The organism is Gilliamella sp. X-23, from assembly GCF_057063545.1.
Genome location: NZ_JBXSQG010000017.1, coordinates 1 through 25423, shown reverse-complemented (window position 1 = coordinate 25423; position 25423 = coordinate 1). Strand labels below are relative to the sequence as shown.

The following is a 25423-nucleotide window of genomic DNA, read 5'->3' as shown; positions in this document are numbered from 1 at the left end:
TATTTAAATTCCGTCAAATATTTTTAGATAACATGTATCGATGAGTATGAATAGACATCATAATGCCAAAACTTGCCATTAATACAACTAAAGATGAGCCACCGTAGCTTATTAATGGTAATGGTACACCAACTACAGGTAAGATTCCACTGACCATGCCAATATTAATAAATACATAAACAAAAAAAACTAAAATTAGCCCACCAGATAAGATTCGACCAAAAGTAGTTTGTGCTTGTGCCGCAATAATAAGACCACGCACAATTAGGCATAAAAAGAGAATAAGTAAAATGATAGAGCCAATAAAACCAAATTCTTCAGCGATAACTGAAAAGATAAAATCGGTATGTCGTTCTGGTAAAAATTCAAGTTGCGATTGTGTACCTTCAAGCCAACCTTTTCCCCATAAGCCTCCCGATCCTATCGCTATTTTTGATTGAATAATATGATAACCTGCACCACTTGGGTCAAGTTCGGGGTTGATAAGCATAAGTACGCGTTTTTGCTGATAATCATGCATTAAAAAGAACCACATAATCGGTAAAAATATTGCTATTAAAATAAGAGCAATAAGAATATAGCGCCAGTTCATTCCCGCTAAAAAGATAATAAAAAGGCCTGACATGACAATCAAAATTGCGGTACCTAAATCGGGCTGCATCGCAACAAGCAATGTCGGTACGCCAATAATGGCAAGTGTTTGTAAAGTGGTTTTTAATGGCGGTGGACAACCGTCACGATGAATAAATTTGGCAACCATTAATGGTACGGCAATTTTAGCTATTTCAGAGGGTTGGAACCGCAATACCCCTAAATCTAACCAACGCTGTGCGCCTTTACTAGTGTAACCAAAAATGTCCACAAGTAATAAAATTAAAATACAAACAACATACAGATACGGGGCCCATTTTTCATAAGTTCTGGGTGAAAACTGCGCCAACACAATCATTACAGCAAAACCAAGCAATATTTGTATTACTCGCTTTTGTAGCATATCAATACTTTGTCCCGTTGCACTCCAAAGAATATAAAGGCTATAAGCAAGCAATAACGTAATAAATAAAAAGAACAGGGGATCGATATGTATTTTTTGCCAAAAATTTTTTTTGATATTATTCATCATTAGTCCTCTGTTCCTGTATTAGGCGATGATTCATCAAGATCTGTCGAATTATTGCCTAAAAGGTAAAAATCCAATATTTTACGCGCTACCGCACCACCGTTTGAGCTTCCGCCTCCACCATTTTCTAAAACAATGGCTAATGCAATTTTTGGCTTATCGTAAGGGGCATAAGCAATAAATAATGCGTGATCACGCAGGCGTTCTGGAATTTTATGAGCATTATAGATCTCGTCTTGCTTTAAGCCATAAACTTGTGCTGTTCCCGATTTACCTGCTGCTTGATATTTTGCATCAGCATAAACTTTGCGGGCAGTTCCTCGTGATCCAAACATGACTCGGTGCATTCCTTCTTTAGCAAGCGTCCAATAAGTTGGATTGACATCGACTAAGCTGTTTTTTTCGATATAATTATCTGAATCAACCTGTGGTTGGTGTTCACTTGAGTTTAAAATATCGCTCTTTTTATATAATAAAAAATGTGGTGTGTAAGTTTTACCATTATTGATTAAGGTCGTTAACGCTTTCGCCATTTGGATTGGGGTTGCCGTCCAATAACCTTGTCCTATGCCAACAGGGATAGTATCACCTTGTAACCAAGACTTTTTATGGCGCTTCATTTTCCATTCACGGCTCGGCATAACTGCTCGGGTTTCTTCGTTTGGAGATATATCAATACCTGTTCGCTCACCATAACCAAACTTTGTCATCCATAAATTTAAGCGATCAATACCCATATCATAAGCAACTTGATAAAAGTAGGTATCAACTGATTCTTCAATGGCTTTTAATACATCAACACGACCATGCCCCCATTTTAACCAGTCTCGATAACGTCGTTCAGTGCCAGGTAATTGCCACCAACCAGGATCGTTAACCACGCTTTTTGGTGAAATAACACCTTCACTTAAAGCGGCAATAGAAATAAAAGGTTTCACTGTTGAAGCAGGCGGATAAGCACCCAGTAAAGCCCGATTAAAAAGAGGCTTACTTGGATCTTTAAGCAATTCGCTATATTTACTACTTGATATCCCACCTACAAATGGATTGGAATCATAGCTTGGGCTAGAAACCAAGGCTAAAATCTCGCCATTATTCGGATCAATAGCAACCACAGCCGCTTTACGTCCAGCGAGTAATTGCTCAATATAAAGCTGCAATTTAAGGTTGATAGATAAATAGATATCCTCACCAGCTTGCGGCGGATGTTGATTTAGTTGGCGAACAATACGGCCACGGCTGTTGACTTCAACCTTTTCATAACCAGGTGTTCCGTGTAATACTTCTTCGTAGTACCTTTCAATACCCATTTTGCCGATATTAAACGTTGCTACATAATCGCTAGTCTTATTTTCATCTTCTAGACGCTGTTTATCTTGGCTGTTAATTTTAGAAATATAGCCAAGAATATGCGTCAGTGACGCACCATAAGGATAATAACGATGCTGTATATCCACAATTGATACATATGGAAAGCGATGTTGATCAACAACAAAACGTGCAATCTGTTTTTGAGTTAAGTTATCTTTTAATGGAACAGGCCTGTGTGCTTTGTAATTTCGACGTTCTTTTTGAAAATTTTCGATATCTTCGTCAGTTAAATCAACAATTTTTTTTAACTCATCAAACTGTTCATTCAGATTCTTTACCTTGTCGGGAATGATGTTTAATTGGTATGTTATATTGTTAATGGCTAATGGGGTGCCATTACGATCATAAATCATGCCGCGATTAGGTGGAATAGGTATAATTTCAATGCGATTATCATTAGATTTTGTGCTGTAATAGCTGTAATTTATAATCTGTAACCCTGCAAGGTTAACAAGCAAAATAATAATTAAAATGATAATGGCAATAAATGAAAACAACGCTCTACGAAAAAACAAATTTGCTTCTGCTGAGTGATCTCGAATGTTTGTTTTCTTTCTTTTGCTTGATATAGAGATAATAAAGCTCCTCTAAATACTTTTTTCTGTTTGTGGCTTATGTTGCTGTTCTTCCCATTTTTCATAAGCGTTAACAATTTTAGCAACCACTGGGTGACGCACCACATCTTCGCTATTGAAAAAATTAAAGCTGATTTCATCAACTTTGCTTAACACTTCAATCGCATGGCGTAAACCCGATTTTTGATGACGAGGTAAATCAATTTGGGTGATGTCGCCAGTGATGACCGCTTTTGAATTAAAACCAATACGGGTTAAAAACATTTTCATCTGTTCAATAGTCGTATTTTGGCTTTCATCAAGAATAATAAACGCATCATTTAGCGTTCGCCCACGCATATAGGCAAGCGGTGCCACTTCAATCACGCTTTTTTCAATTAGTTTTTCGACTTTTTCAAAGCCGAGCATTTCAAATAAGGCATCATAAAGTGGACGTAAGTAAGGATCCACTTTTTGGCTTAAATCGCCCGGCAAAAATCCTAGCTTTTCACCCGCTTCGACGGCTGGTCGAGTTAATACAATACGGCGAATTTGTTGTTTTTCAAGCGCATCAACTGCAGCAGCCACAGCTAAATAGGTTTTACCTGTTCCAGCAGGTCCAATGCCAAATGAAATATCATAATCTAAAACATGAGCAATATATTGTGCTTGGTTTGCTGTTCGGGGTTTTATCACACCTCGTTTAGTTTTAATCATCACTAGCTTTCCACCTTGATGATCAATATAAGCAGGTAAGTGTTTACTTACTTTTTCAAGCGCACCTGTTTCTTTAATTGCTAAATGAATTTGCTCAGGTTCAATATCAATAATTTTATCTTTTATTTTGGTTTGTTTATAAAGGGACTGCAAAATATCACCAGCAGCTTTGACACAAATCTGATCGCCAGTTATTGAAAATAAATTACCTCGGTGATTAATTTCAATACCAAGTCTGCGTTCTAACTGTTTAATATTGTCATTATGAGGACCACAAAGACTATTAAGCCGTTGATTGTCGGCTGGCTCAAGCATGGTTTCATGTGTCGTAATATTCAAATGTAAGTCCTCAAATAATTAATTTTAACCGCTAATGCGCCCTTCGCATAAAGAACACTTTTCAACACCTTTTAAAAAGTCCATTTTACACTGATGGCAAGAAACGATGTTTCCATTAACAACTTTATCAACTGCGTTTGTTGATTGTAGTTCATCAAATCCTTGTGCTTTTAATTTATTGACTAACATTGAAATAGGCGTTCCGCTTTTTAACTCTTGCTCAACATATGATGCAATTTGTTCTTCAAATGTTGGTGGTACATATTCAAGCACCTTTTCGCTATAATCACTATTGCATTCATTACACCTTATATAACGCCCTAATGTTTCGTAACTAAAAATAGGAATAAAAAATAGCGTAAAATATTTTGCGACTTTTATTTGTGTATATTTTTGTTTTTTTTCATCGGTAGTAGTGTTTTGTTGCGAACAGCAATTTGGGCAATTAAATTGTCCACTACGTTCTTTAACTTCTCTTCCGCGAGTTCCAAATATTATAAACATATTATTCTCCTTTTCCTTAAATTCATCTGTAAGTTATTTTATTAGTTTATAGAAATTATAAAAAGCCACTCTCATTGTGGCTTAATGATTATTACTTTAAGGTTGATAGATCCCAACCCCTAACTCGTTTTCTTTACGAGTACGCGAAATAACTGACATTGGCGATTCACTAACACGTAAATCCATTTCATCTTCAGTACGAACAACTCTACCACGTAGCGAATTTGGATAAACATCAGTAATTTCAACGTCAACAAACTTGCCAATCATATCAGGACGACCTTCAAAGTTAACAATTCGATTATTTTCTGTTCGACCCGTTAATTCCATAAGGTCTTTTTTGGACGGACCTTCAACTAAAATACGCTGAACAGTATTTAACATACGACGGCTAAATTGCATGGCTTGCTGATTGATTCGTTCTTGAAGAATGTAAAGGCGTTGCTTCTTCTCTTCTTCTGATACATTATCTTCCATTTCAGCAGCCGGTGTACCTGGGCGCGATGAATAAACAAAGCTATAACTTAAATCAAAATTGACATCAGCAATCAGTTGCATGGTTTGTTCAAAATCTTCTTGTGTTTCGCCCGGGAAACCGACGATAAAATCCGAACTAATTTGAATATCAGGACGCACTTTACGTAATTTTCGAATAATGGATTTATATTCAAGCGCGGTATGCGTACGTTTCATTAAGTTTAATACACGATCTGAACCACTTTGTACCGGCAAATGTAAAAAATTAACTAGTTCTGGTGTATCACGATAAACGTCGATAATATCATCAGTAAATTCAATTGGATGACTGGTAGTAAAGCGAATGCGATCGATACCATCAATAGCTGCCACTAAGCGTAATAACTCAGCAAAGGAACAAATATCACCATCAAACGTTGGTCCACGATAAGCATTAACATTTTGACCTAATAAATTGACTTCACGCACACCTTGTTCAGCCAGTTGCGCAATTTCATAGATGACATCATCACAAGGTCTGCTAACTTCTTCTCCACGAGTGTAAGGAACCACACAATAAGTACAATATTTATTGCATCCTTCCATTATAGAGACAAATGCAGTTGGTCCTTCGCTACGAGGTTCAGGCAGACGATCAAATTTTTCAATTTCAGGAAAGCTTACATCAACCACATGATTGTCGTTACCACTGCGAATCTGTTCAATCATTTCAGGTAAGCGATGAAAAGTTTGCGGTCCAAAAATAATATCTACAAATGGTGCACGTTTACGAATTTGAGCACCTTCTTGCGAAGCAACACAACCACCAACACCAATGATGATATTTGGATTATGTTGTTTAAGATTTTTCCAACGTCCTAATTGATGAAAGACCTTTTCTTGGGCCTTTTCTCGAATAGAGCAGGTATTTAGTAATAAAACATCAGCTTCTTCGGCATTGTCTGTTAATGTTAAACCATGGGTGGATTCAAGGAGATCTGCCATTTTTGTTGAGTCATACTCATTCATTTGACAGCCCCAAGTTTTGATATGTAATTTTTTGCTCATCAATAACTCAGCTATATTTAATTGTTAAAATGAAAACGGGTTTAAATCCGCGATTTTAGCGAGCTATATTGTAAACCGTTGTGATTGTAGGGTCTATAATAAATTAAAAAAGTGACACTACAAAGCAAGGCTCGTTTTGTTGATGTTGAATAAAGAATATACAAATGGGTTCAATAAGTAATTATTAACAATATTAAATACAAAACAATAAGTTAATTTAATATTTTTTATTTGGATATTAAAAATAAACAAATAGATTAAAAAGGTTTATTTATTTACCAAAAAACAACCAATTATAATAATCATTCTTTTTTAATATCTCTTTATTTTATGTTATTATCCGCGGCTAATAGAGATCACAAATAAAGTATTTAAGGTATGACAAAAACATTTAGTTCAACAAAACGCCTTTTTATAAAAGGTATTATTGCTACATGTTTATTATCTGTCACTCGTATTGGCTTTGCGGCAACTAAAGCCCAAGTTGTTGCTGTGCGTGTTTGGCCTTCATCAACTTATACTCGAATTACGTTAGAATCCAATATTAGTTTGAACTATAAGAGTACTTTACTTTTTAATCCAAATCGGATTGTTATCGATATCGATAATATCGATTTAACCCCCACTTTAAAAACGATTTCATCAAAAGTATTAAGTCACGATCCTTTTATAAAATCAATTCGTGTTCTTAAATTAGATGCTAAAACAATCAGAATTATGATCGCATTGAAGCAAGGGGTTGAGCCTAATACTTTTACATTGTCACCTATTGCTGAATTTAAATATCGTTTAGTAATGGATCTTTATCCATCAAAATCTTTTTCAAAAGAAGACGACGATCCTTTACTTACGCTATTAGAAGAATATAAAGCAGGTAATCTTAGTAAAAAACAAGCACAAATAAAAACCCCAGCCAATAAAAAGAAAAATGCACCTGTTATTGTTATGCTCGATCCTGGCCATGGTGGTGAAGATCCTGGGGCAATCGGTTATAGTAGAACTCGAGAAAAAGATATCGTTTTGCAAATAGCACGTCGGACTTATAATTTACTTAAAAAAGAGCCGAATATAAAAGTCTATATGACTCGTAATGAAGATGTGTTTATTCCATTAAAAGTACGAGTTGCTAAAGCGCGGTCACTACATGCAGATCTATTTATTTCTATTCATGCCGATGCTTTTGCTAACCGTTCAGTCGGTGGTTCGTCTGTTTTTGCATTATCAACTCGTGGGGCAAGTAGTTCGGCAGCAAGCTATTTAGCGCAAACTCAAAACAAGTCCGATCAGATTGGTGGCGTTAGCCGTAGTGGCGATAAATATTTAGATAATACTATTTTAGACTTAGTTCAAAAAACAACGTTAAGTAATGGTATATTATTGGGTAATGCTATTTTAAATCGTATGAAAAAAGTAAATAAAATGCATAAACCATCGCTTGAAAAGGCAGGATTTGCAGTGTTAAAAGCGCCGGATATCCCATCAGTTTTAGTCGAAACAGCCTTTATTAGTAATATCAATGAAGAAAGAAAACTAAAGACTGCTTCGTTCCAAAATCAAGTGTCTAAATCAATCGTTGATGGTATTAAAGATTATTTAAAAAACCGTAAAAATTAAAAAAACAAACTGTTTTACGATAAAACTATTGAATAATAATCAAACACCTTTCAGCATCTAATCCTGGTATAGCTAATTTAATATTTTGTTTAAGCGTAAAACCTTCAGGAATAGGATCAATATCACTTCCTTTTAAAGCGTAAAAAGATCCTTGTTGATCGGGAAGGTGCTTACACCAATTAAGCATATCTTGCAAAGAAGCAAAAGCTCGGCTAATAACCCCATCAAATTTTTTATCGTTATACTCTTCGATTCGGCTTTGTATTGGGTTAATATTTGTTAGCTTTAATTCAAACTGTACTTGCTTTAAAAAACGAATACGCTTACCTAAACTATCAACCAAATCAAATTGTTTATCGGGGTTAATAATCGCTAATGGAACGCCTGGTAAACCAGGACCTGTTCCTACATCAATAAAGGTTTTGCCAGTTAAATAAGGCGATACAACTAAGCTATCCATAATATGCTTAACTAACATCTCGCTCGGATCGCGCACTGCTGTTAAGTTGTAAGTTTTGTTCCATTTGCTTAGCATCTCAACATAATGGATCAATTGATCTATTTGCGATTCAGAGATCGAAAGATCCGTTTGATCAATTAGATTAGTGAGTTTCTTTTTTAACATAATTTTTCTTTTTTAAATAAACTAATAACATTGAAATAGCGGCTGGTGTAATACCAGAAATACGCGAAGCTTGTCCTATAGAAACAGGTTTATGTTGCTTTAATTTCGCCACAACTTCATTCGATAATCCAGATATTTCGGCATAATCAATATGCTCAGGAATAAGCGTTTCTTCATTGCGCTTTTGACGTTCAATTTCTTCTATTTGCAGTTTAATGTAACCATCATATTTTACTTGAATTTCAACCTGCTCGGCAGCTTGTGGGTCAGATAATCCTGGTGCAAATAATGAAAGTGATTTCAACGTGTTATAACTCATTTCAGGCCGTTTAAGTAACTCTTCACCATTGGCTTCTTTAGTCAAATTAGCACTTAAAACAGCATTGACTTCATCGATGCTTTCAATATGAGGATGTACCCAGATATCGCGTAGACGCGATCTTTCTTGCTCTATAGCATCAAATTTTTCATTAAAACGACGCCAACGGTAATCGTCGACCATGCCTAGATTGCGACCTATTTCAGTTAAACGAATATCGGCATTATCTTCGCGTAACATTAAACGATATTCAGCACGCGAGGTAAACATGCGATAAGGTTCGTTAGTACCAAGTGTACAAAGATCGTCAACTAACACCCCTAAATAAGCCTGATCGCGACTTGGATACCATTGATCTTGATCATATGCAAAGCGTGCTGCATTTAAACCTGCAAGCATTCCTTGTGCTGCCGCTTCTTCATAGCCTGTTGTACCATTGATCTGTCCAGCTAAAAAGAGACCTTTGATAACTTTACTTTCAAGTGTTGGTTTAAGATCCCTTGGATCAAAATAATCATATTCGATCGCATAGCCAGGCCTTACAATGTTTGCATTTTCTAATCCTTTCATACTACGTACAAATGCAAGTTGGGTATCAAATGGCAAGCTTGTTGAGATCCCATTTGGATAGATCTCATTACTATCTAATCCTTCAGGTTCTAAATAGATCTGATGAGAATTACGATCGGCAAACCTCATGATCTTATCTTCAATTGATGGGCAATAGCGAGGTCCAACACCTTCAATAACTCCGGTGTACATAGGGCTGCGATCTAAATTAGATCTAATAATGTCGTGTGTTGTTTCATTAGTACTTGTGATATAGCAAGGGATCTGCTTAGGATGTTCATTTGCATTACCCAAAAATGAAAATACTGGAACAGGATCATCGCCATATTGTGTGCCCAATTTTGAAAAATCAATGGTTCTAGCATCAATTCGCGGTGGGGTACCGGTTTTTAATCGCCCCATTCTAAATGAATATTGATGTAGTGATTTTGATAAACCGATCGAGGCTGGATCGCCAGTACGACCTCCACTATAATTATCAAGCCCTATGTGGATTTTGCCATCTAAAAAAGTACCCGTTGTTAACACAACCGCTTTGGCTTTAAAAGAAACGCCCATCTGAGTTTTTACACCAATGATCTGATCGTTTTCAATGATCACATCTTCAACGGATTGTTGAAATAACATTAAATTTTCTTGGTTTTCAAGTGTTGTCCTTATCACTTTTCGATAGAGAGATCGATCTGCTTGTGCACGTGTAGCCCTAACAGCTGGGCCTTTGCTACTGTTTAAGATCCTAAATTGGATCCCTGATAGATCGATAGCATGAGCCATTAATCCACCCATTGCATCAATCTCTTTAACCAAGTGGCCTTTACCTATGCCTCCAATGGCTGGGTTGCAAGACATTTGTCCTAATGTGTTGATATTATGGGTTAAAAGCAGTGTTTTCCGTCCCATTCTTGCTGATGCCATTGCTGCTTCTGTTCCGGCATGGCCGCCGCCGACGATGATGACATCAAAAAGATCTGGATAAAACATAAAAAAGCCTCGTATTTATTTTGTGTACAGAAGATCGCTAATTTAGATCTGAAGATTTGATTTATTTAGGGTAGGGAATTTTACTCATCTTTTCGATTACGTCAAATGATCTATTTTGATCGCGATCTAAATAAAATAAGATCTTTTAGATGATCTTTTTATTTTTATTATTATTACTACGGATCCTTTTTGTTGATAACTCTGTTTTATGATTATTTTATAGGATCTTATCGATCATCTAATTCTGTTAATTGCTCGGATCTTTTTTTATTTAAACTTGTTTATAACTTTTATATTTATCCACAGTTGATTTATTAGTTAAGGTTATTAGTGCGATGATAACAGCTTGTGATCCTAATTTATCACAGAGTTATCCACAAAAAATAAATTTGTTTGCTTAAATTTTGTCCTTTATTGCTTCAATTTTATACTTATATAAATGAGCTTTTATTAAAAAGTTAATATAGTTAGTTCAAGAAAATAAATGATGAATATGAAACAAAATAGTAAGTAACTTATAATATGATATTAGAATATTTTTCTTTTCTATAAAAGTGATTGATTTTTATGAAAGCAAATTTATACTTAACATGATTATATTTTTATTGTGAGGTTCGTTTATTACTCTTTCGCAGCTACCTTTACCTTTTTTATTACCTAACAATGAAACTTTTGATAGTTTTTATGTTGGTGATAATCGATTATTGTTTGATTCTTTGCAAACCTTATTAGGTAAAGAGGGTTTTAATATCTTCTATATATGGTCGGCTAGTGCTGCGGGTCGAACTCACCTTTTACATGCATCAAGTCAAAATAAATTAGCCAGTTATATTCCTTTAAAGCAGTATTATCATCTTGTGCCCGAAATTCTGCAGGGATTAGATCATTACGATTTAGTTTGTTTAGATGATATTGATGCAATAGCAGGTCATAGGGATTGGGAAGAAGCTATTTTTGATTTATTTAATCGTTTAACTGAAAAAAACGTGAGTAAATTATTGATAACGGCAAGTAGGCCACCTAAACAAATTTCTTTTATATTACCTGATTTGGTTTCTAGGTTATCTTGGGGGCAGGTTTATCAATTAAAAGAGCTTAGTGATGATGATAAGCTTAAGGCCTTACAATTAAGAGCACAATTAAGTGGCTTTGAATTATCAACAGAAGTTGGGTTATTTTTATTAAAACGCGTTAACCGTGATATGCGTACACTGTTTTCTTTATTAGAGAAGTTTGAGGTAGCAACGCTTGCGCAACAACGTAAATTAACCATTCCTTTTATCAAACATATTTTGGATTTGTAATATGAGTCAAAAACCTGAAGCTATTGTTTTTTTTGATCTAGATGGGACACTATTTAATAGCCAAATTGATGTATTACCCAGCTCTTTTGAAGCTATAAAAAAATTAAAACAAAATAATATTATACCAATGATTGCAACGGGCAGAACACCTTGTGAAGTGGTTGATTTAATGAAAAAGACTCAAATTGAGTCGATAATTGGCATGAACGGGCAAGTTGTTTTATATGAAGGCGAAAAGGTCTTTACTAATGATATTGATAAGGGCGTTATCGATCGTTTGTATCAATACTCTAAACAGCAAACAGGTATTCCGTTGTCTTTTTATAATCACGAAATTATGCGAGTGTCGGAAGATAGCCAACCTACTAAAACATTTTATCATTTCCTTAAGCAGCAAGTTCCGCCTGTTGATGATCAGATTTATTTAAAAACACCTATTCAGATGCTTTTATTACTTTGTGAATCAGGAGAAGTGCTTTATCGAGATGTTTTCCCTGAGCTAACCTTTATTCGTAATACGCCTTACTGTGTTGATGTTTTTAATTATGGTGGATCTAAAGGGTATGGTATTACTCAATTGTTAAAAAATAAAGGATTTACTGATGTGCCAACCTATGCCTTTGGTGATGGCATGAATGATTTTGAAATGTTCCTAACCGTTGATCATCCAATTGCTATGGGTAATGCTGTTGATGAATTAAAAGCACAAGCTGAGTTTGTGACAGATACTAATGATAATGATGGAATAGCTAAAGGTTTACAACATGTTGGCTTGATTTAATCAAAATCTATCTATATTTTTAGTTTATTGATAATAAACTCCTAAACAAACAGCTTGGCTTGCACCAGTTACCTCTGGAATGTTTGATGGAATATTGTTGATTCGACAATAAGCAAGCCAAGCAAAGGCTATTGCCTCCATATCGTCTCCATTTATACCTTTTGTATCGGTTGTTAATACTGCCCATGCGGGTAATAAAGCCGATAATCTTTGCATAATTAGTGGATTTTTAGCTCCTCCACCGCAAACTAAAAGCTCACAAGGTAATGCGTTTACAATAGATAATTTATTAATTTCATTAGCAATGGATAAAGCGGTAAATTCAACCAGTGTTGCTTGAATATCTTGTGCTTTTAAATGTGTTCCTACTAGTTTTTTATAAAGCCATGATAAGTTAAATAGTTCTCGTCCTGTACTTTTGGGGGCGGGTATTTGAAAATAGTCTTCTTTATATAAAAGGTTTAATAATTCTTGGTTTATTTTACCTGTTTTTGCCCATAATCCATCTTGATCATAGTTTTTACCTAAGTGCTCTTTTATCCAACCATCCAGTAATACATTACCTGGTCCAGTATCATAACCTAGGATGGTTTGATTGGGTATTAATACCGAAATGTTACTAATACCGCCGATATTTAGTATCACGTGATTTATTTTTGGATCTTGTAGCACTGCTTTATGGAAAGCAGGAACAAGTGGTGCACCTTGTCCTCCATAAGCCATATCTTTACGACGAAAATCAGCAATAGTGGTTATACCTGTTTTTGCGGCAATGATATTGGCATCACCAATTTGTAAGGTAAAAGGATTATCACCGTTTGGTGAATGGTAAATTGTTTGTCCGTGACAGCCAATAGCTTTAATTTGTTGTTTATCAATATTATTATCTTTTAAAAACTGATTTATGCTATCAGCAAACAGTTTGCCTATTTGATGATCTATCTCACCTAAATTTTGTAATGTGGTTTGCTGGGTTTCACATAATTTTAGTAAATGCTGTTTTAAATCGGCGGGCATTGGATAGCAGTTACTCGCTATTGATGTGACATTTTTTGCGGTAATATTTACCAAAGCAATATCAATTCCATCCATGCTAGTACCTGACATCACACCAATATATAAATTTTGCATAAAGTTACCCTTGCCGAATGATTTGTCCTGTTTTGATGTCTTTAATTTGCGATGGTTGTGATCGATGGCCTGTTTCACCGTCTAAAATAGGAAAATTTTGACCAAACTGTTTGGCGACTTCGATAGCGGTTTTGCAAGGATTATGAGTAGAAAGATTAGCACTGGTTGACACAATCGGTTTTCCATAAAGATCACAAAGCTTACAAACTAAAGGATGATTGGTGACGCGCACTGCAATAGAATCAAATTTACCTGTTAAAAAATAAGGTGTATTTTTATTTTTAGGGAACACCCAGGTAATAGGCCCAGGCCAGTTAGTAAGTGCTAACTGTTTTTGTTCATTGGTGATGGCTGATTCATCTATATAGGGAATTAGTTGTTGGTAACGGCTAGCAATTAAAATCAAGCCTTTATCTATTGATCGTTGTTTTATTTGTAGTAACTTTAATACGGCTGATTCACAATCCGGATCACAACCTAGACCAAAAACGGCTTCAGTTGGGTAAGCAATCACTTCACCATTTTTTAAATAATTACTTATTTCCGATAGCGTTAATAAATTAGCCATTAAATTTGAGTATTAACTGAGTACAATTGGTATTTATATTAAACCTAGGTTTTAGGTTTTGCAAATTAGCATAATTTAGCTTTTAAATGGTGGCAATAGTGAATATCTTAGTCTATAGTCATTCCCAGTTCATTTGTGGAAAATGGCTAGCTGTAAGTTCCACAACCTGTTGCATAGTAATAATTTTAAGCCTTGAATCGATAATATTACTTAGTCCACGAGCTTCAATATCACTGTTGATGATATAGCAATGCTTGGTTTTATGGACAATATCATCTAATAATGGATTATTTTGTATCGCCAGAACAACGCCATTTTGCCAGAACAATACGGCATCTTGATCTGATATTAATTGTGGGTTTATGGTTGAATGATTTGCTGTCGAGATTGTATGTAGCATTATTTTTCACTTTTATATTAAAACGTAAGTTTTATTGAAACTTTTTGATAAAATCAAGGTTATCTTGTTTGGTACATCTTTAATGGTTATTAGTATATAATAAGGAATATTTATTGAGCAAAGAATTCATCATGAAACCAATTATTTTAACTGATGAGCAACAAACGATTTTGTTTGGTAGTAAGCTTGCCAAACAGTGTTTAAACTATTTATCTAAGCATGATGATACAATTGTTATCTATTTAATTGGCGATCTTGGTGCTGGTAAAACAACTTTTAGTCGTGGTTTTTTGCAACAATTAGGGCATGTTGGTAATGTAAAAAGCCCAACTTATACGTTAGTCGAACAGTATCAATTTGATCATTTTACCGTTTATCATTTTGATTTGTACCGGCTTTGCGATCCTGAAGAGCTGGAGTTTATGGGGATTCGTGAATATTTTGCTTCGCGATCGATTTGTTTAATTGAGTGGCCAGAGCAAGCAAATGGTATCTTGCCTAGTGCTGATCTTGAAGTTCATTTGGCTTATTTAGCGTTTGAACGTACAGCTTCTGTGCAGGTAACAAGCGAAAAAGGTCAAGCGATTATTAATTTATCACAATAGAAATAAACAATAAAAAGACAATGAAAAAACTACTCACTTTTTTTATGTTATTACTGCTTTGTAGCTCTGCTTATGCAGCTAAAGTTGTGATTGCTGTTGATGCAGGACATGGTGGTAAAGATTCTGGCGCAATAGGAAAAAATAAGTTATATGAAAAAACTGTTACGTTTTCAATTGCAAAAAAATTAACTAATTTGTTAAATAAAGACCCTAATTTTAAGGGGGTTCTAACTCGTACCAGCGATAATTTTATTTCTGTTTCGCAACGATCCGAAATCGCTCGTAAAAATAAAGCTAATTTATTAGTTTCAATTCATGCCGATGCTGCACCAAATAGGAATGCAGCTGGTGCTTCGATCTGGGTTTTGTCAACTAAACGTGCTGACACGGAACTTGGTCGTTGGCTTGAACAAGATGAAAAACAGTCACAACTATTAGGTGGAGCTGGTGATGTGCTTAGTGATGATCATGATCCTCATTTAAGCCAAGCGGTGTTAGATTTACAATTTTCTTATTCTCAACAAGTGGGTTACGAGCTAGCAAAGCAAGTGTTAAAAGAGATGAAAGGAACAATAAAGTTACATAAATCAGCCCCAGAACATGCAAGTTTAGGTGTATTACGTTCACCAGATATCCCATCAATTTTAGTTGAAGTTGGCTTTATTTCTAATCAAAATGAAGAAAGTTTACTTGGTAGTAATGACCATCAAGATAAGATAGCTAAAACTATCTATCAGGGCATAAAAAATTATGTTAAGCAAAATCCAAAGTTTGGAGAGCAGCATTAATGACAATCCATATTCTTTCACCCCAATTAGCCAATCAAATTGCTGCTGGTGAGGTGGTAGAACGCCCCGCTTCTGTCATTAAAGAGTTAGTTGAAAATAGCCTTGATGCGGGAAGTACTCAAATTGATATTGACCTTGAACAAGGTGGTTGTAAATTAATTCGTATTCGTGATAATGGTTGCGGTATTGCTAAAGATGAATTAGCACTGGCACTTGCTCGTCATGCGACAAGTAAAATTAGTACTTTAGATGATTTAGATGCAATTATTAGTCTTGGATTTCGTGGTGAGGCGCTAGCAAGTATAAGTTCAGTTGCAAGATTGACATTAACTTCACGTACGGCTGAACAATCCGAAGCATGGCAAGTTTATGCTGAAGGACGGGATATGAAGCCGATGATTAAACCTGCAGCTCATCCTGTAGGATCGACTGTCGAAGTCCTTGATCTGTTTTATAATACACCTGCAAGACGTCGTTTTTTAAAAACAGAAAAAACTGAGTTTATGCATATTGAAGAGTTTGTTCGGCGTATTGCACTTGCACGCCCCGATGTTACCTTTAATTTACAACATAATGGTAAACTCGTTAAGCAGTATCGTTCATCAGCTCTTGAAAAACGAGTCGAATTAGTTTGCGGTCGATCTTTTATGCAAAAAGCTGTAAAACTGGATTGGCAGCATGATGATTTACTCATTCAAGGTTGGGTCACCAGTAGTGAAAGTAGTGATTTGCAGTATTTTTATGTTAATGGGCGAGTCATCAAAGATAAATTACTTAATCATGCATTGCGTCAGGCTTACATCAGTCGTACTAATGAACAACAAAGTTATGTGGTGTTTTTACAAATTGATCCAAAACAAGTTGATGTTAATGTTCACCCAGCCAAACACGAAGTCCGGTTTCATGAAGCAAGACTGGTTCATGATTTTGTTTATCAAGCGATAGTGATGGCACTTGAATCAGATCTATCTGTAACAGAAGAAAAAGTTACCATAACACCTAATCGACAAGCAGCGGGTGAGAATATCTTTAATCAAAAAACGGCAGCTAATTCTTATCAAACCCGTAGTCAATTATCGAAAAAACCAAGTAATTATGCTAAAGAAAATGCATTGTATGGTGAGTTAGTTAATGTTGCACCTTCGCAAGAGACAGTGCAATTTGAGCAAAAACAGTCATTCTTATCGGTAGAAGAGAATGAAATAACTGAACCACAAAAAGCGGTTATTGAAGCATTATTTCCTAAAAGAAGTACGCCACTACAAGCATTACAACAGCAACTTGATAGCTCATCATTAGTACAATTTGGTCGGGTATTAACGGTTATTCAGCCCGATATTGCATTACTTGAAAAGTATGAAGATAATCAGCAAAAATTAATGTTGATGAAATTGCCTATTGCTCAGCAAAAAGTTAATGCAATTAAGTTATTATCACAAGACTCTGAAAAATTGCTTATCCCATTAACAATTTTAATTAATCATAAAGAGCAGCAAGTTCTTTCTACTTATCAAGCACAGTTGAATTTTTTAGGTTTTTGTTTTTATATTGATAAAGCAAAATTGTATTTGCAAAATGTTCCTAAAATGTTGCGCACCGTCAATTGGCAAAAATTATTACCCACTTTAATTGCTTTTATATCCGATCCAAAAAATGGAGTATTAGATCCTACACAGATAGCTACGTGGTTGGCTATCCAGTGTGATGATGGTCGTACTACAAGTTGGAGTATGGCTAAGGTTATTCCATTACTTACTCAATTAGAACAGATAGATATCAATTTATTACAACAGGAATCATTTTTATATCCGATTGATATACAATCTTTAACTCAATTAATTTTATCATGAATAAACCAAAAATTATTTCGTTAATGGGGCCAACGGCGTCTGGTAAAACGGCATTTGCTATGATGCTTTACGATCGTTATCCTATTGATATTATTAGTGTCGATTCTGCTTTGATTTATCGCGGTATGGATATTGGTACCGCAAAACCAACTAAAGAAGAGCAACAAAAGTATCCACATAAATTGATTAATATTTGTGATCCAGCTGAGAGTTACTCAGCTGCTAATTTTAGACATGATGCAATTGTGGAAATTGAAAAAACACTAAAAAAGAGTCGAATTCCATTGTTAGTTGGTGGGACAATGCTCTACTTTAAAGCTTTAATTGAAGGGCTTTCACCGCTTCCTGCTGCCAATTATGAAATTCGTGAACAAATAGAAGAAAAAGCTAATAAATTAGGTTGGCAAGCGATCCACGAAGAACTTAAGAAAATTGATCCAATTTCAGCTGAAAGAATTCATCCTAACGATCCTCAGCGCTTAAACCGTGCTTTAGAAGTTTATTTAATCTCAGGTAAAACTTTAACAGAACTTACACAAGAAAGCGGTGAATCATTACCATACGATATTATACAATTTGCTATTATGCCACAAGATCGAGCGCAATTGCATGAACGTATAGAACAACGTTTTTTACAGATGTTAGATAATGGATTTGAAGATGAAGTTAAAGCACTTAAACAGCGATCGGATTTACATTTAAACTTGCCGTCTATGCGTTGTGTTGGATATCGTCAAATGTGGGAATATTTAAATGGTGATATAAGTTATGATGAAATGGTTTTTAAAGGTATTTGTTCCACTCGGCAATTAGCTAAAAGACAAATTACGTGGCTTCGAGGATGGAAACAACCTATAACATGGTTAGATAGTAATAGTATTAACAGTTGTGCTTTTGAGCATATTTTTTGAGTCTCAAAATAGAGTTATTTTATTTTTTTGAATTGTATTGAAAATAATTCTTTTTATTTTGTAAAGAAATTTTAGATTTATGCGATGTTTTAGCTTTTTTTTGTGTTATTTTTGTAAATTGATTAAATTTTTAGTTATTTTTGCATAAATTTCAATTGGCAGGTTTAAGAGCAGAGTTTTTTATGTTATTTTGGTACATGTTATAGGTATCTTATATTTAAAGTTAAATAGATATTTATTTTTTATACAGTTATTTTATCTTCATATTATTATCATCTTAAAGGATAAACTCATGTCAAAAGGGCAGTCATTACAAGATCCTTATTTAAATTTGCTTCGTCGAGAGCATATTCCTGTATCAATCTATTTAGTTAATGGTATTAAGTTACAGGGACAAATTGAATCATTCGATCAGTTTGTTATTTTGTTAAAAAATACTGTAAGCCAAATGGTATATAAACATGCTATCTCAACAGTCGTACCATCTAGACCTATTTCTGGATTGCTATCTCAACCTGAAGAGGAAGGCGAAAGCTGATATCTCTGGAGAATCTGATTGTTTGAGCGATATAAAGGCGGTGAAACTGCCTTATTGGTCCATGTATTCTTCCCTCAAGAAAGCGATATCGAGGATCTTAAAGAGTTTGAAGTATTAGTTTCTTCAGCTCAGATAGATATTCTCGATATTGTAACAACTTCAAGAAAATCGCCTCAAACCAAATATTTTGTTGGTGAAGGTAAAGCGCAGGAAATCGCTGAAAAAGTTAATCAACTTGATGCTTCTGTTATTTTAGTAAATCATACTTTAACTCCCTCCCAAGAACGCAACCTAGAACAGTTGTGTAAATGTCGCGTTGTTGATAGAACAGGATTAATTCTTGATATTTTTGCACAACGAGCCCGAACACATGAAGGTAAATTGCAAGTCGAGTTAGCGCAGTTACAACATCTTTCGACTCGATTAGTTCGGGGTTGGACACATCTAGAACGGCAAAAAGGGGGAATAGGTTTACGTGGTCCTGGTGAAACGCAATTGGAAACAGATAGACGATTGATTCGTCATCGTATTCAGTTGATTTTATCAAGACTTACGAAAGTTGAAAAACAGCGAAATCAAAATCGTCAATCAAGAAATAAAGCTGATCTCTCAACAGTATCTTTAGTTGGTTATACTAATGCGGGTAAATCAACACTATTTAATTCATTAACAAATGCTGATGTGTACGCTGCTGATCAGTTATTTGCTACGCTCGATCCAACGCTACGGCGGATTACTGTTGATGATGTTGGCGAAGTTGTTTTAGCAGATACAGTTGGTTTTATTCGTCATTTACCCCACGATTTAATTGCCGCTTTTAAAGCGACACTACTTGAAACGCAGGAAGCCACATTGCTATTACATGTTGTTGATGCAGCAGATCCTAATTTATTGGATAATATGCATGCCGTTGATGATGTTTTGCTGGAAATTAATGCATACGAAATTCCAACATTACTTGTTATGAATAAAATCGATTTGATAGACGGTAAACAACCAAGTATTGATCGAGATGAAAACGGTATGCCTATTCGAGTTTGGATTTCAGCGCAAAATGGTTTAGGATTGGATCAATTATTCATTGCGTTAAAAGAAAGACTCGCTAAGCAAATTCAGGTTTGCCATTTGAGTGTGCCGGCTTATTTAGCAAGACTAAGAAGTCGTTTATATCAGTTAAATGCAGTAGAAAATGAATTTATTAATGAGGATGGTAGTTTTCATCTAGATGTGAGAATTCCCTCTATTGAATGGAATCGCCTCTGTAAACAAGAACCAGATCTGTTATACTTAATCAATAAGCAAAATAACAACTAATTGTTAAATGGAGCATATAAAATATGGCGTGGAATCAGCCCGGAAATAACGGACAAGATAACGACCCATGGGGTAATAATAACAAAAAACCGGCTAATAATTCATCTAATGGTTTATTTGATAAAGTTAAGGGATTCTTAAAAAAAGGTAATTTTGGTAATAATAGAGGTGGTTCTGGAATTAAATTGCCAATCAATGCTACTAAAATTATTCTATCGGTAGTCGTTTTACTCGTTATGATTTGGGGTATGAGCGGTTTTTATACTATTAATCAAAGTGAACTTGGGGTTATTACTCGCTTTGGTAAAGTTCAACCTGAAATTATTCAACCTGGATTAAATTGGAATCCACCGTTGATTGATAAAGTGTATAAAGTTGATGTACAAAGTACGCGAAATTTTAATCTAGACGGTTTTATGATAACAACCGGAGATGATTTAGACTTCGTTGAGATGAAGGTAGAATATAGTATCGTCGATCCTATTAAATATTTATTTAATGTCACTAATGTTAAAGATAGCTTACAACAAGCAGCAGATAGTGCTTTGCGCACCGAATTTGATAGATTTGGTATGAAGGGTGTCTTTACTAATGACAGTTTGGCATTAGCAAACCGTATAAAAGATGAATTAACTAATATTATTAATAATTATGATATGGGGATTAGTATAGTTGATATTAATTTCCAATCAGTTAGTCCTTCTAAAGCAGTACAAGAAGCTTTTAATGGTGTTATGAAAGCTCAAGAAGATAAAAAACGCGAAATAAACAACGCTACAACTAAAAAAGCCACAAAAGTTCAAGAAGCAAAAGCTCAATCAGCAGTAATTTTAGCTAATGCAAATGCATATAAAGTTAAAGTGGAACTTGAAGCTGCTGGTGATGTAGTTCGTTTTGAAAAAGTATTATCACAATATAAAGTGGCACCAGAACTTACAAAAGAGCGTCTATATATTGAAACTATGGAAAGAATATTAGCCAAGACCAGTAAAATTGTAGTTAATGATAAAAGTGGAAATTTAGTGGTTTTACCATTAGATCAACTGTTAAAAAACAAAAATAAAAAAGATTCTGAGTCATTGACTTTACCAAACTCAAATAGTAAAGATATGTCGAATTCTTCAGAAGTAGTAAAAGATCTGTCTCAAACAACACAGGAATTACCAAAAGAGGCTAAAGATAATACGAATAACTCCAATATTGGAAATACTGCGCGGACTCCGCGGTTTATAGGAAAGTAAGGAGATAAATATGCGCAAATTATTGATTCCTTTAACATTAATTTTAGTTGGTGTGTTTTTTTCTAGTACCTATGTTATCGAAGAAGGAACTCGTGGTGTTGTTTTACGATTTAATAAAATTATAGGTGTATCAGAGCCTGGATTACATTTTAAAGTTCCAGGAATGGATAATGTCAAAGTTATTGATGCTAAAATTCAAACTATAAATAATTCTAGCAAGCTAGATCGTGAACAAAAATTCATAACGCGTGACAATAAAGACTTAGTTGTTGATTATTTTGTGCAATGGAGGGTTGTTGATTTTAATCAATACTATAAAGCTATTGCAGGAAATAATAATATTGAAAACTTATTGTTTGCTCGTTTAAATAGTCGTTTAAAGTCTGAAATTGGTAAACTAAATACCACTGATATTTTTAATGACACAAATAATAGTTCCCATGATTCTATCGTGGTACGTATCAAATATGCATTAAATGGTCTTGCTCAGACGGTGGTTGAGAATAATTCAACAGGAAATCTTGTCGAAAAAGGTTCTGAAAGTAATGAAGTAAGCATACGATCTTTTGGTGTTGAAGTTATTGATATTCGTATAAAAAATGTTAGTTTTCCTCAAGAAATATCTAAATCTATTTATGATAAAATGAAAGAAGATCAACGTTCTCAAGGCATTCAGGTAGTGAATGAAATACAAGCAGAGACTACACTTGAAGTAACAAAGATACTATCTGAAGCTGAACGCGAATCTCAAGCTATTTGTGGTGAAGGTGATGCTAATGCAGCTAAAATTTATGCTGATGCTTTTAGCAAAGATATTGAGTTTTTTAGCTTTATTCGTAGTTTAAAAGCTTATGAACAAAGTTTTACAGGTAATGATATTATGATTATTAGCCCTGATAGTGAATTTTTTCAATATATGAAATTAAAATCTAATAAATAATTGAATGAGATAAATAATCTATGAGTAATAATGTTGTTGTGCTAGGTACGCAATGGGGTGATGAAGGCAAAGGTAAAATTGTTGATTTACTCACAGAAAAAGCAAAATATGTTGTTCGTTATCAAGGTGGACATAATGCTGGTCATACATTAGTGATTAATGGTGAAAAAACTGTATTACATTTAATTCCATCAGGAATCTTACGCAATGGAGTGACAAGTATTATTGCTAATGGTGTTGTACTATGTCCAGATGCCTTAATGAAAGAAATGAATGAGTTAGAAAAAAGTGGTATTCCTGTTAAAGAAAGACTCCTTATTTCCGAATCATGTCCTTTAATTTTACCCTATCATATTGCATTAGACCAAGCGCGAGAAAAAGCACGTGGTAGTAAAGCTATTGGAACAACAGGGCGTGGTATTGGTCCAGCCTATGAAGATAAAGTAGCGAGACGAGGACTTAGGGTTGGTGATTTACGTGATCGCCAAGCTTTTGCTGAAAAATTAAAAGAAGTGATGGAATATCATAATTTCCAATTAGTTAATTACTACAAATCAGAAGCAGTAGACTATCAACAAGTTTTAGATAATACATTAGCGATAGCTGATATTTTAGTTGCTATGATTGCGGATATTCCTGCTCTTTTAGAGGAAGCACGCAAAAAAGGCGAGAGAATTATGTTTGAAGGGGCACAAGGTACATTACTTGATATTGATCATGGAACTTATCCTTTTGTGACTTCTTCTAATACCACAGCTGGTGGTGTTGCTACAGGTTCTGGTTTTGGTCCGCGTTATGTTGGTTATGTGCTAGGTATTGTCAAAGCCTATTCTACACGTGTTGGTGCTGGGCCGTTTCCTACTGAATTATTTGATGAGACTGGTGAGTACTTATGTAAGCAAGGTAATGAATTTGGTGCAACAACAGGTCGTCGTCGTCGTACTGGATGGCTTGATGCTATTGCTGTTCGCAAGGCAGTACAACTTAATTCTGTTTCAGGATTTTGTTTAACTAAACTTGATGTGTTAGATGGGCTTAAAGAAGTTAAAATCTGTATTGGCTATCAATTACCAAATGGTGAAGTTATCAAAAACGCTCCTGCGGCAGCTGAAGAGTGGAGTTTAGTTAAACCTGTTTATGAATCAATGCCTGGCTGGAGTGAATCAACCTTTGGTATGAAAAGTTATGATGCTCTTCCACAAGCAGCTAAAGCTTATATTAAACGGATTGAAGAGTTAACCGAAACACCAATTGATATTATTTCAACAGGACCAGATCGAAGTGAAACAATGATTTTGCGCGATCCATACCAAAACTAATTTAGTATCAATCAAATCGGGATAATTGTCCCGATTTTTTGTTTTAGGATGTTGTTTTCCCGAAAAATTTACTGCGTAAGAGGAAATTATGACTAAACTAGGAACGCCATTATCACCAACTTCAACTAAAGTATTACTTTGCGGTGCAGGCGAACTTGCTAAAGAAGTTGTCATTGAGTTACAACGATTGGGGTGTGAGGTTATTGCCGTTGATCGTTATGCAAATGCGCCTGCGATGCAAGTTGCTCATCGGTACCATATCGTTAATATGCTTGATGGAGATGCTTTAAGAAAAGTCATTGAAGCAGAAAATCCAGATTATATTGTTCCAGAAATCGAAGCCATAGCAACATCTACACTAATCGAGTTGGAAGAAAAAGGTTTTACAGTTATTCCAACAGCAAAAGCAACACAACTTACCATGAATCGTGAAGGAATTCGTCGACTTGCAGCGGAGGAATTAAAATTACCAACGTCACCTTATCGATTTGCTGAAAATGCAACTGAATTTAGAAAAGCAGTCAAAGAAATAGGTTTTCCTTGCTTAGTTAAACCTGTTATGAGCTCTTCTGGTAAAGGACAATCGTTATTAAGAGGTGAAGCCGATATTGAATCATCATGGAAATATGCACAAGAAGGTGGTAGAGCTGGCGGTGGAAAAGTTATCATCGAAGGTTTTATTGATTTTGATTACGAAATTACTCTACTTACAGTTAGACATATTAAGGGGGTGTCATATTGTGAACCAATAGGGCATCGTCAAGAACAAGGTGATTACCGAGAATCTTGGCAACCTCAGCAGATGTCTGACAAGGCATTGAAACAGGCAAAAGATATTGCGACTAAAATAACAGATGCATTAGGTGGGCGAGGGTTATTTGGTGTTGAATTGTTTGTTAAAGGCGATCAGGTATGGTTTAGTGAGGTATCACCTCGTCCGCATGATACAGGTATGGTGACATTAATTTCACAAAATCTATCTGAATTTGCACTGCATGCTAGGGCAATATTAGGACTGCCGATTCCTATTATAGAACAATATGGACCATGTGCATCAGCTGTTTTATTGATTGAAGGTGATTCAAAACAAGTCACTTTTGCTAATCTTGATAAAGCATTAAGTGAATTGCAAACTGATTTACGTTTATTTGGAAAACCAGAAGTGAAAGGGACAAGAAGAATGGGGGTTGCGTTAGCTAAATCGGTAACGGTTAAAGAAGCGATTAATAAAGCTCTCAATGTAGTAAAACAAATAAAAATAACCTTATAACTGGTTGTTTTGTGCAAAAAGCAATCGTTTAATTTAAAAAAAGCAAAATTTGTAAAATAGGGGTTGACGTTTGCGGGTGAAGTGAGTAACATACGCAACCCTTGAGACAGCAAACTAAAGCGGTAAAATGTTTGGTTAATATAAAAGCTGTCAGCTCTTTAAAAAGAAGAAACAGACAATCTGTGTGGGCACTTGCGAGACGAAGAATGAAAAGTCTACGGACTT

General features: G+C 35.0%; 22 protein-coding genes and 1 pseudogene. 13 read left to right on the top strand and 10 right to left on the bottom strand.

Annotated features, from left to right (window positions below):
- Positions 1-13: 13 nt before the first annotated feature.
- The 5 genes from mrdB to miaB all read right to left on the bottom strand — a co-directional run bounded on the left by mrdB (position 14) and on the right by miaB (position 6129).
- The gene (mrdB, locus tag ACYH9I_RS10195) at positions 14-1123 is read right to left on the bottom strand and encodes a peptidoglycan glycosyltransferase MrdB (protein ID WP_483560620.1); all 1110 of its coding nucleotides are present in this window, start codon (positions 1121-1123) and stop codon (positions 14-16) included.
- Positions 1123-3060: a penicillin-binding protein 2 gene (gene mrdA, locus ACYH9I_RS10190; protein ID WP_483560631.1), complete on the bottom strand. Its 1938-nt coding sequence runs from the start codon at positions 3058-3060 to the stop codon at positions 1123-1125. Before mrdA ends, mrdB begins: the two co-directional genes overlap by 1 nt.
- An 18-nt stretch (positions 3061-3078) precedes the next feature.
- On the bottom strand, positions 3079-4101 hold the full coding sequence (locus ACYH9I_RS10185; protein ID WP_483560619.1) for a PhoH family protein: 1023 nt from the start codon (positions 4099-4101) through the stop codon (positions 3079-3081).
- Positions 4102-4125: 24 nt separating this feature from the next.
- Positions 4126-4605 (bottom strand): zinc ribbon domain-containing protein, encoded by a 480-nt coding sequence (locus ACYH9I_RS10180; RefSeq protein WP_483560618.1) that lies wholly within the window; start codon positions 4603-4605, stop codon positions 4126-4128.
- 96 nt (positions 4606-4701) lie between these two features.
- Positions 4702-6129, bottom strand: a complete 1428-nt coding sequence (miaB, locus tag ACYH9I_RS10175) for a tRNA (N6-isopentenyl adenosine(37)-C2)-methylthiotransferase MiaB (protein ID WP_483560617.1) — start codon at positions 6127-6129, stop codon at positions 4702-4704.
- 378 nt (positions 6130-6507) lie between these two features.
- On the opposite strand from miaB, the gene ACYH9I_RS10170 reads away from it, so the two are divergent.
- The gene (locus tag ACYH9I_RS10170) at positions 6508-7743 is read left to right on the top strand and encodes an N-acetylmuramoyl-L-alanine amidase (protein ID WP_483560616.1); all 1236 of its coding nucleotides are present in this window, start codon (positions 6508-6510) and stop codon (positions 7741-7743) included.
- Positions 7744-7768: 25 nt separating this feature from the next.
- Here the strand turns inward: ACYH9I_RS10170 and rsmG are convergent, their stop codons facing one another.
- Both rsmG and mnmG read right to left on the bottom strand, forming a co-directional pair.
- Entirely contained in the window at positions 7769-8368 is a 600-nt protein-coding gene (gene rsmG / locus ACYH9I_RS10165) for a 16S rRNA (guanine(527)-N(7))-methyltransferase RsmG (RefSeq protein WP_483560615.1), read from the bottom strand.
- Positions 8346-10238, bottom strand: coding sequence for a tRNA uridine-5-carboxymethylaminomethyl(34) synthesis enzyme MnmG (mnmG, locus tag ACYH9I_RS10160; protein ID WP_483560614.1), 1893 nt, complete (start codon positions 10236-10238; stop codon positions 8346-8348). The genes rsmG and mnmG overlap by 23 nt, the downstream gene beginning before the upstream one ends.
- 620 nt (positions 10239-10858) lie before the next feature.
- On the opposite strand from mnmG, the gene hda reads away from it, so the two are divergent.
- Both hda and ACYH9I_RS10150 read left to right on the top strand, forming a co-directional pair.
- Complete coding sequence (gene hda, locus ACYH9I_RS10155; RefSeq protein ID WP_483560630.1) at positions 10859-11542, top strand: DnaA inactivator Hda; 684 nt, start codon at positions 10859-10861, stop codon at positions 11540-11542.
- Position 11543: 1 nt separating this feature from the next.
- Positions 11544-12323: a Cof-type HAD-IIB family hydrolase gene (locus tag ACYH9I_RS10150; RefSeq protein WP_483560613.1), complete on the top strand. Its 780-nt coding sequence runs from the start codon at positions 11544-11546 to the stop codon at positions 12321-12323.
- Between the two features lie 24 nt (positions 12324-12347).
- On the opposite strand, the gene ACYH9I_RS10145 is transcribed toward ACYH9I_RS10150, so the two are convergent.
- The 3 genes from ACYH9I_RS10145 to tusB all read right to left on the bottom strand — a co-directional run bounded on the left by ACYH9I_RS10145 (position 12348) and on the right by tusB (position 14422).
- Positions 12348-13454 carry an anhydro-N-acetylmuramic acid kinase gene (locus tag ACYH9I_RS10145; RefSeq protein WP_483560612.1) on the bottom strand — a complete coding sequence of 369 codons (1107 nt, stop codon included), beginning with the start codon at positions 13452-13454 and terminating at the stop codon, positions 12348-12350.
- 4 nt (positions 13455-13458) lie between these two features.
- Positions 13459-14022 (bottom strand): L-threonylcarbamoyladenylate synthase type 1 TsaC, encoded by a 564-nt coding sequence (gene tsaC / locus ACYH9I_RS10140; protein WP_483560611.1) that lies wholly within the window; start codon positions 14020-14022, stop codon positions 13459-13461.
- A 118-nt stretch (positions 14023-14140) separates the two neighbouring features.
- Positions 14141-14422 carry a sulfurtransferase complex subunit TusB gene (gene tusB / locus ACYH9I_RS10135; RefSeq protein ID WP_483560610.1) on the bottom strand — a complete coding sequence of 94 codons (282 nt, stop codon included), beginning with the start codon at positions 14420-14422 and terminating at the stop codon, positions 14141-14143.
- A gap of 131 nt (positions 14423-14553) precedes the next feature.
- Between tusB and tsaE the strand changes: the two genes are divergently transcribed.
- The 10 genes and pseudogenes from tsaE (at position 14554) to purT (ending at position 25198) form a co-directional block, all read left to right on the top strand.
- Complete coding sequence (tsaE, locus tag ACYH9I_RS10130) at positions 14554-15027, top strand: tRNA (adenosine(37)-N6)-threonylcarbamoyltransferase complex ATPase subunit type 1 TsaE (protein WP_483560609.1); 474 nt, start codon at positions 14554-14556, stop codon at positions 15025-15027.
- A gap of 62 nt (positions 15028-15089) precedes the next feature.
- Positions 15090-15794 (top strand): annotated as a pseudogene (locus ACYH9I_RS10125) (N-acetylmuramoyl-L-alanine amidase); the annotation flags it as partial.
- Positions 15795-15814: 20 nt separating this feature from the next.
- On the top strand, positions 15815-17665 hold the full coding sequence (gene mutL, locus ACYH9I_RS10120) for a DNA mismatch repair endonuclease MutL (RefSeq protein ID WP_483560608.1): 1851 nt from the start codon (positions 15815-15817) through the stop codon (positions 17663-17665).
- The gene (gene miaA, locus ACYH9I_RS10115; protein ID WP_483560607.1) at positions 17662-18576 is read left to right on the top strand and encodes a tRNA (adenosine(37)-N6)-dimethylallyltransferase MiaA; all 915 of its coding nucleotides are present in this window, start codon (positions 17662-17664) and stop codon (positions 18574-18576) included. Before mutL ends, miaA begins: the two co-directional genes overlap by 4 nt.
- Before the next feature lie 292 nt (positions 18577-18868).
- On the top strand, positions 18869-19114 hold the full coding sequence (gene hfq, locus ACYH9I_RS10110; protein WP_085247646.1) for an RNA chaperone Hfq: 246 nt from the start codon (positions 18869-18871) through the stop codon (positions 19112-19114).
- A gap of 18 nt (positions 19115-19132) precedes the next feature.
- Entirely contained in the window at positions 19133-20428 is a 1296-nt protein-coding gene (gene hflX / locus ACYH9I_RS10105) for a ribosome rescue GTPase HflX (protein WP_483560606.1), read from the top strand.
- Between the two features lie 23 nt (positions 20429-20451).
- On the top strand, positions 20452-21669 hold the full coding sequence (hflK, locus tag ACYH9I_RS10100) for an FtsH protease activity modulator HflK (RefSeq protein WP_483560605.1): 1218 nt from the start codon (positions 20452-20454) through the stop codon (positions 21667-21669).
- A 10-nt stretch (positions 21670-21679) separates the two neighbouring features.
- On the top strand, positions 21680-22609 hold the full coding sequence (hflC, locus tag ACYH9I_RS10095; RefSeq protein ID WP_483560604.1) for a protease modulator HflC: 930 nt from the start codon (positions 21680-21682) through the stop codon (positions 22607-22609).
- 20 nt (positions 22610-22629) lie between these two features.
- A complete protein-coding gene (locus ACYH9I_RS10090) occupies positions 22630-23928 on the top strand; it encodes an adenylosuccinate synthase (protein WP_483560603.1) in 1299 nt (432 codons plus the stop codon).
- 88 nt (positions 23929-24016) lie between these two features.
- A complete protein-coding gene (gene purT / locus ACYH9I_RS10085; protein WP_483560602.1) occupies positions 24017-25198 on the top strand; it encodes a formate-dependent phosphoribosylglycinamide formyltransferase in 1182 nt (393 codons plus the stop codon).
- Positions 25199-25423 lie beyond the last annotated feature (225 nt).

Coding starts and splice junctions, on each gene's coding strand:
- mrdB (WP_483560620.1), bottom strand. CDS start 1,123: ATGATGAATAATATCAAAAAAAATTTTTGGCAAAAAATACATATCGAT.
- ACYH9I_RS10180 (WP_483560618.1), bottom strand. CDS start 4,605: ATGTTTATAATATTTGGAACTCGCGGAAGAGAAGTTAAAGAACGTAGT.
- miaB (WP_483560617.1), bottom strand. CDS start 6,129: ATGAGCAAAAAATTACATATCAAAACTTGGGGCTGTCAAATGAATGAG.
- ACYH9I_RS10170 (WP_483560616.1), top strand. CDS start 6,508: ATGACAAAAACATTTAGTTCAACAAAACGCCTTTTTATAAAAGGTATT.
- rsmG (WP_483560615.1), bottom strand. CDS start 8,368: ATGTTAAAAAAGAAACTCACTAATCTAATTGATCAAACGGATCTTTCG.
- mnmG (WP_483560614.1), bottom strand. CDS start 10,238: ATGTTTTATCCAGATCTTTTTGATGTCATCATCGTCGGCGGCGGCCAT.
- ACYH9I_RS10150 (WP_483560613.1), top strand. CDS start 11,544: ATGAGTCAAAAACCTGAAGCTATTGTTTTTTTTGATCTAGATGGGACA.
- ACYH9I_RS10145 (WP_483560612.1), bottom strand. CDS start 13,454: ATGCAAAATTTATATATTGGTGTGATGTCAGGTACTAGCATGGATGGA.
- tsaC (WP_483560611.1), bottom strand. CDS start 14,022: ATGGCTAATTTATTAACGCTATCGGAAATAAGTAATTATTTAAAAAAT.
- tusB (WP_483560610.1), bottom strand. CDS start 14,422: ATGCTACATACAATCTCGACAGCAAATCATTCAACCATAAACCCACAA.
- tsaE (WP_483560609.1), top strand. CDS start 14,554: ATGAAACCAATTATTTTAACTGATGAGCAACAAACGATTTTGTTTGGT.
- mutL (WP_483560608.1), top strand. CDS start 15,815: ATGACAATCCATATTCTTTCACCCCAATTAGCCAATCAAATTGCTGCT.
- miaA (WP_483560607.1), top strand. CDS start 17,662: ATGAATAAACCAAAAATTATTTCGTTAATGGGGCCAACGGCGTCTGGT.
- hfq (WP_085247646.1), top strand. CDS start 18,869: ATGTCAAAAGGGCAGTCATTACAAGATCCTTATTTAAATTTGCTTCGT.
- hflK (WP_483560605.1), top strand. CDS start 20,452: ATGGCGTGGAATCAGCCCGGAAATAACGGACAAGATAACGACCCATGG.
- hflC (WP_483560604.1), top strand. CDS start 21,680: ATGCGCAAATTATTGATTCCTTTAACATTAATTTTAGTTGGTGTGTTT.
- ACYH9I_RS10090 (WP_483560603.1), top strand. CDS start 22,630: ATGAGTAATAATGTTGTTGTGCTAGGTACGCAATGGGGTGATGAAGGC.
- purT (WP_483560602.1), top strand. CDS start 24,017: ATGACTAAACTAGGAACGCCATTATCACCAACTTCAACTAAAGTATTA.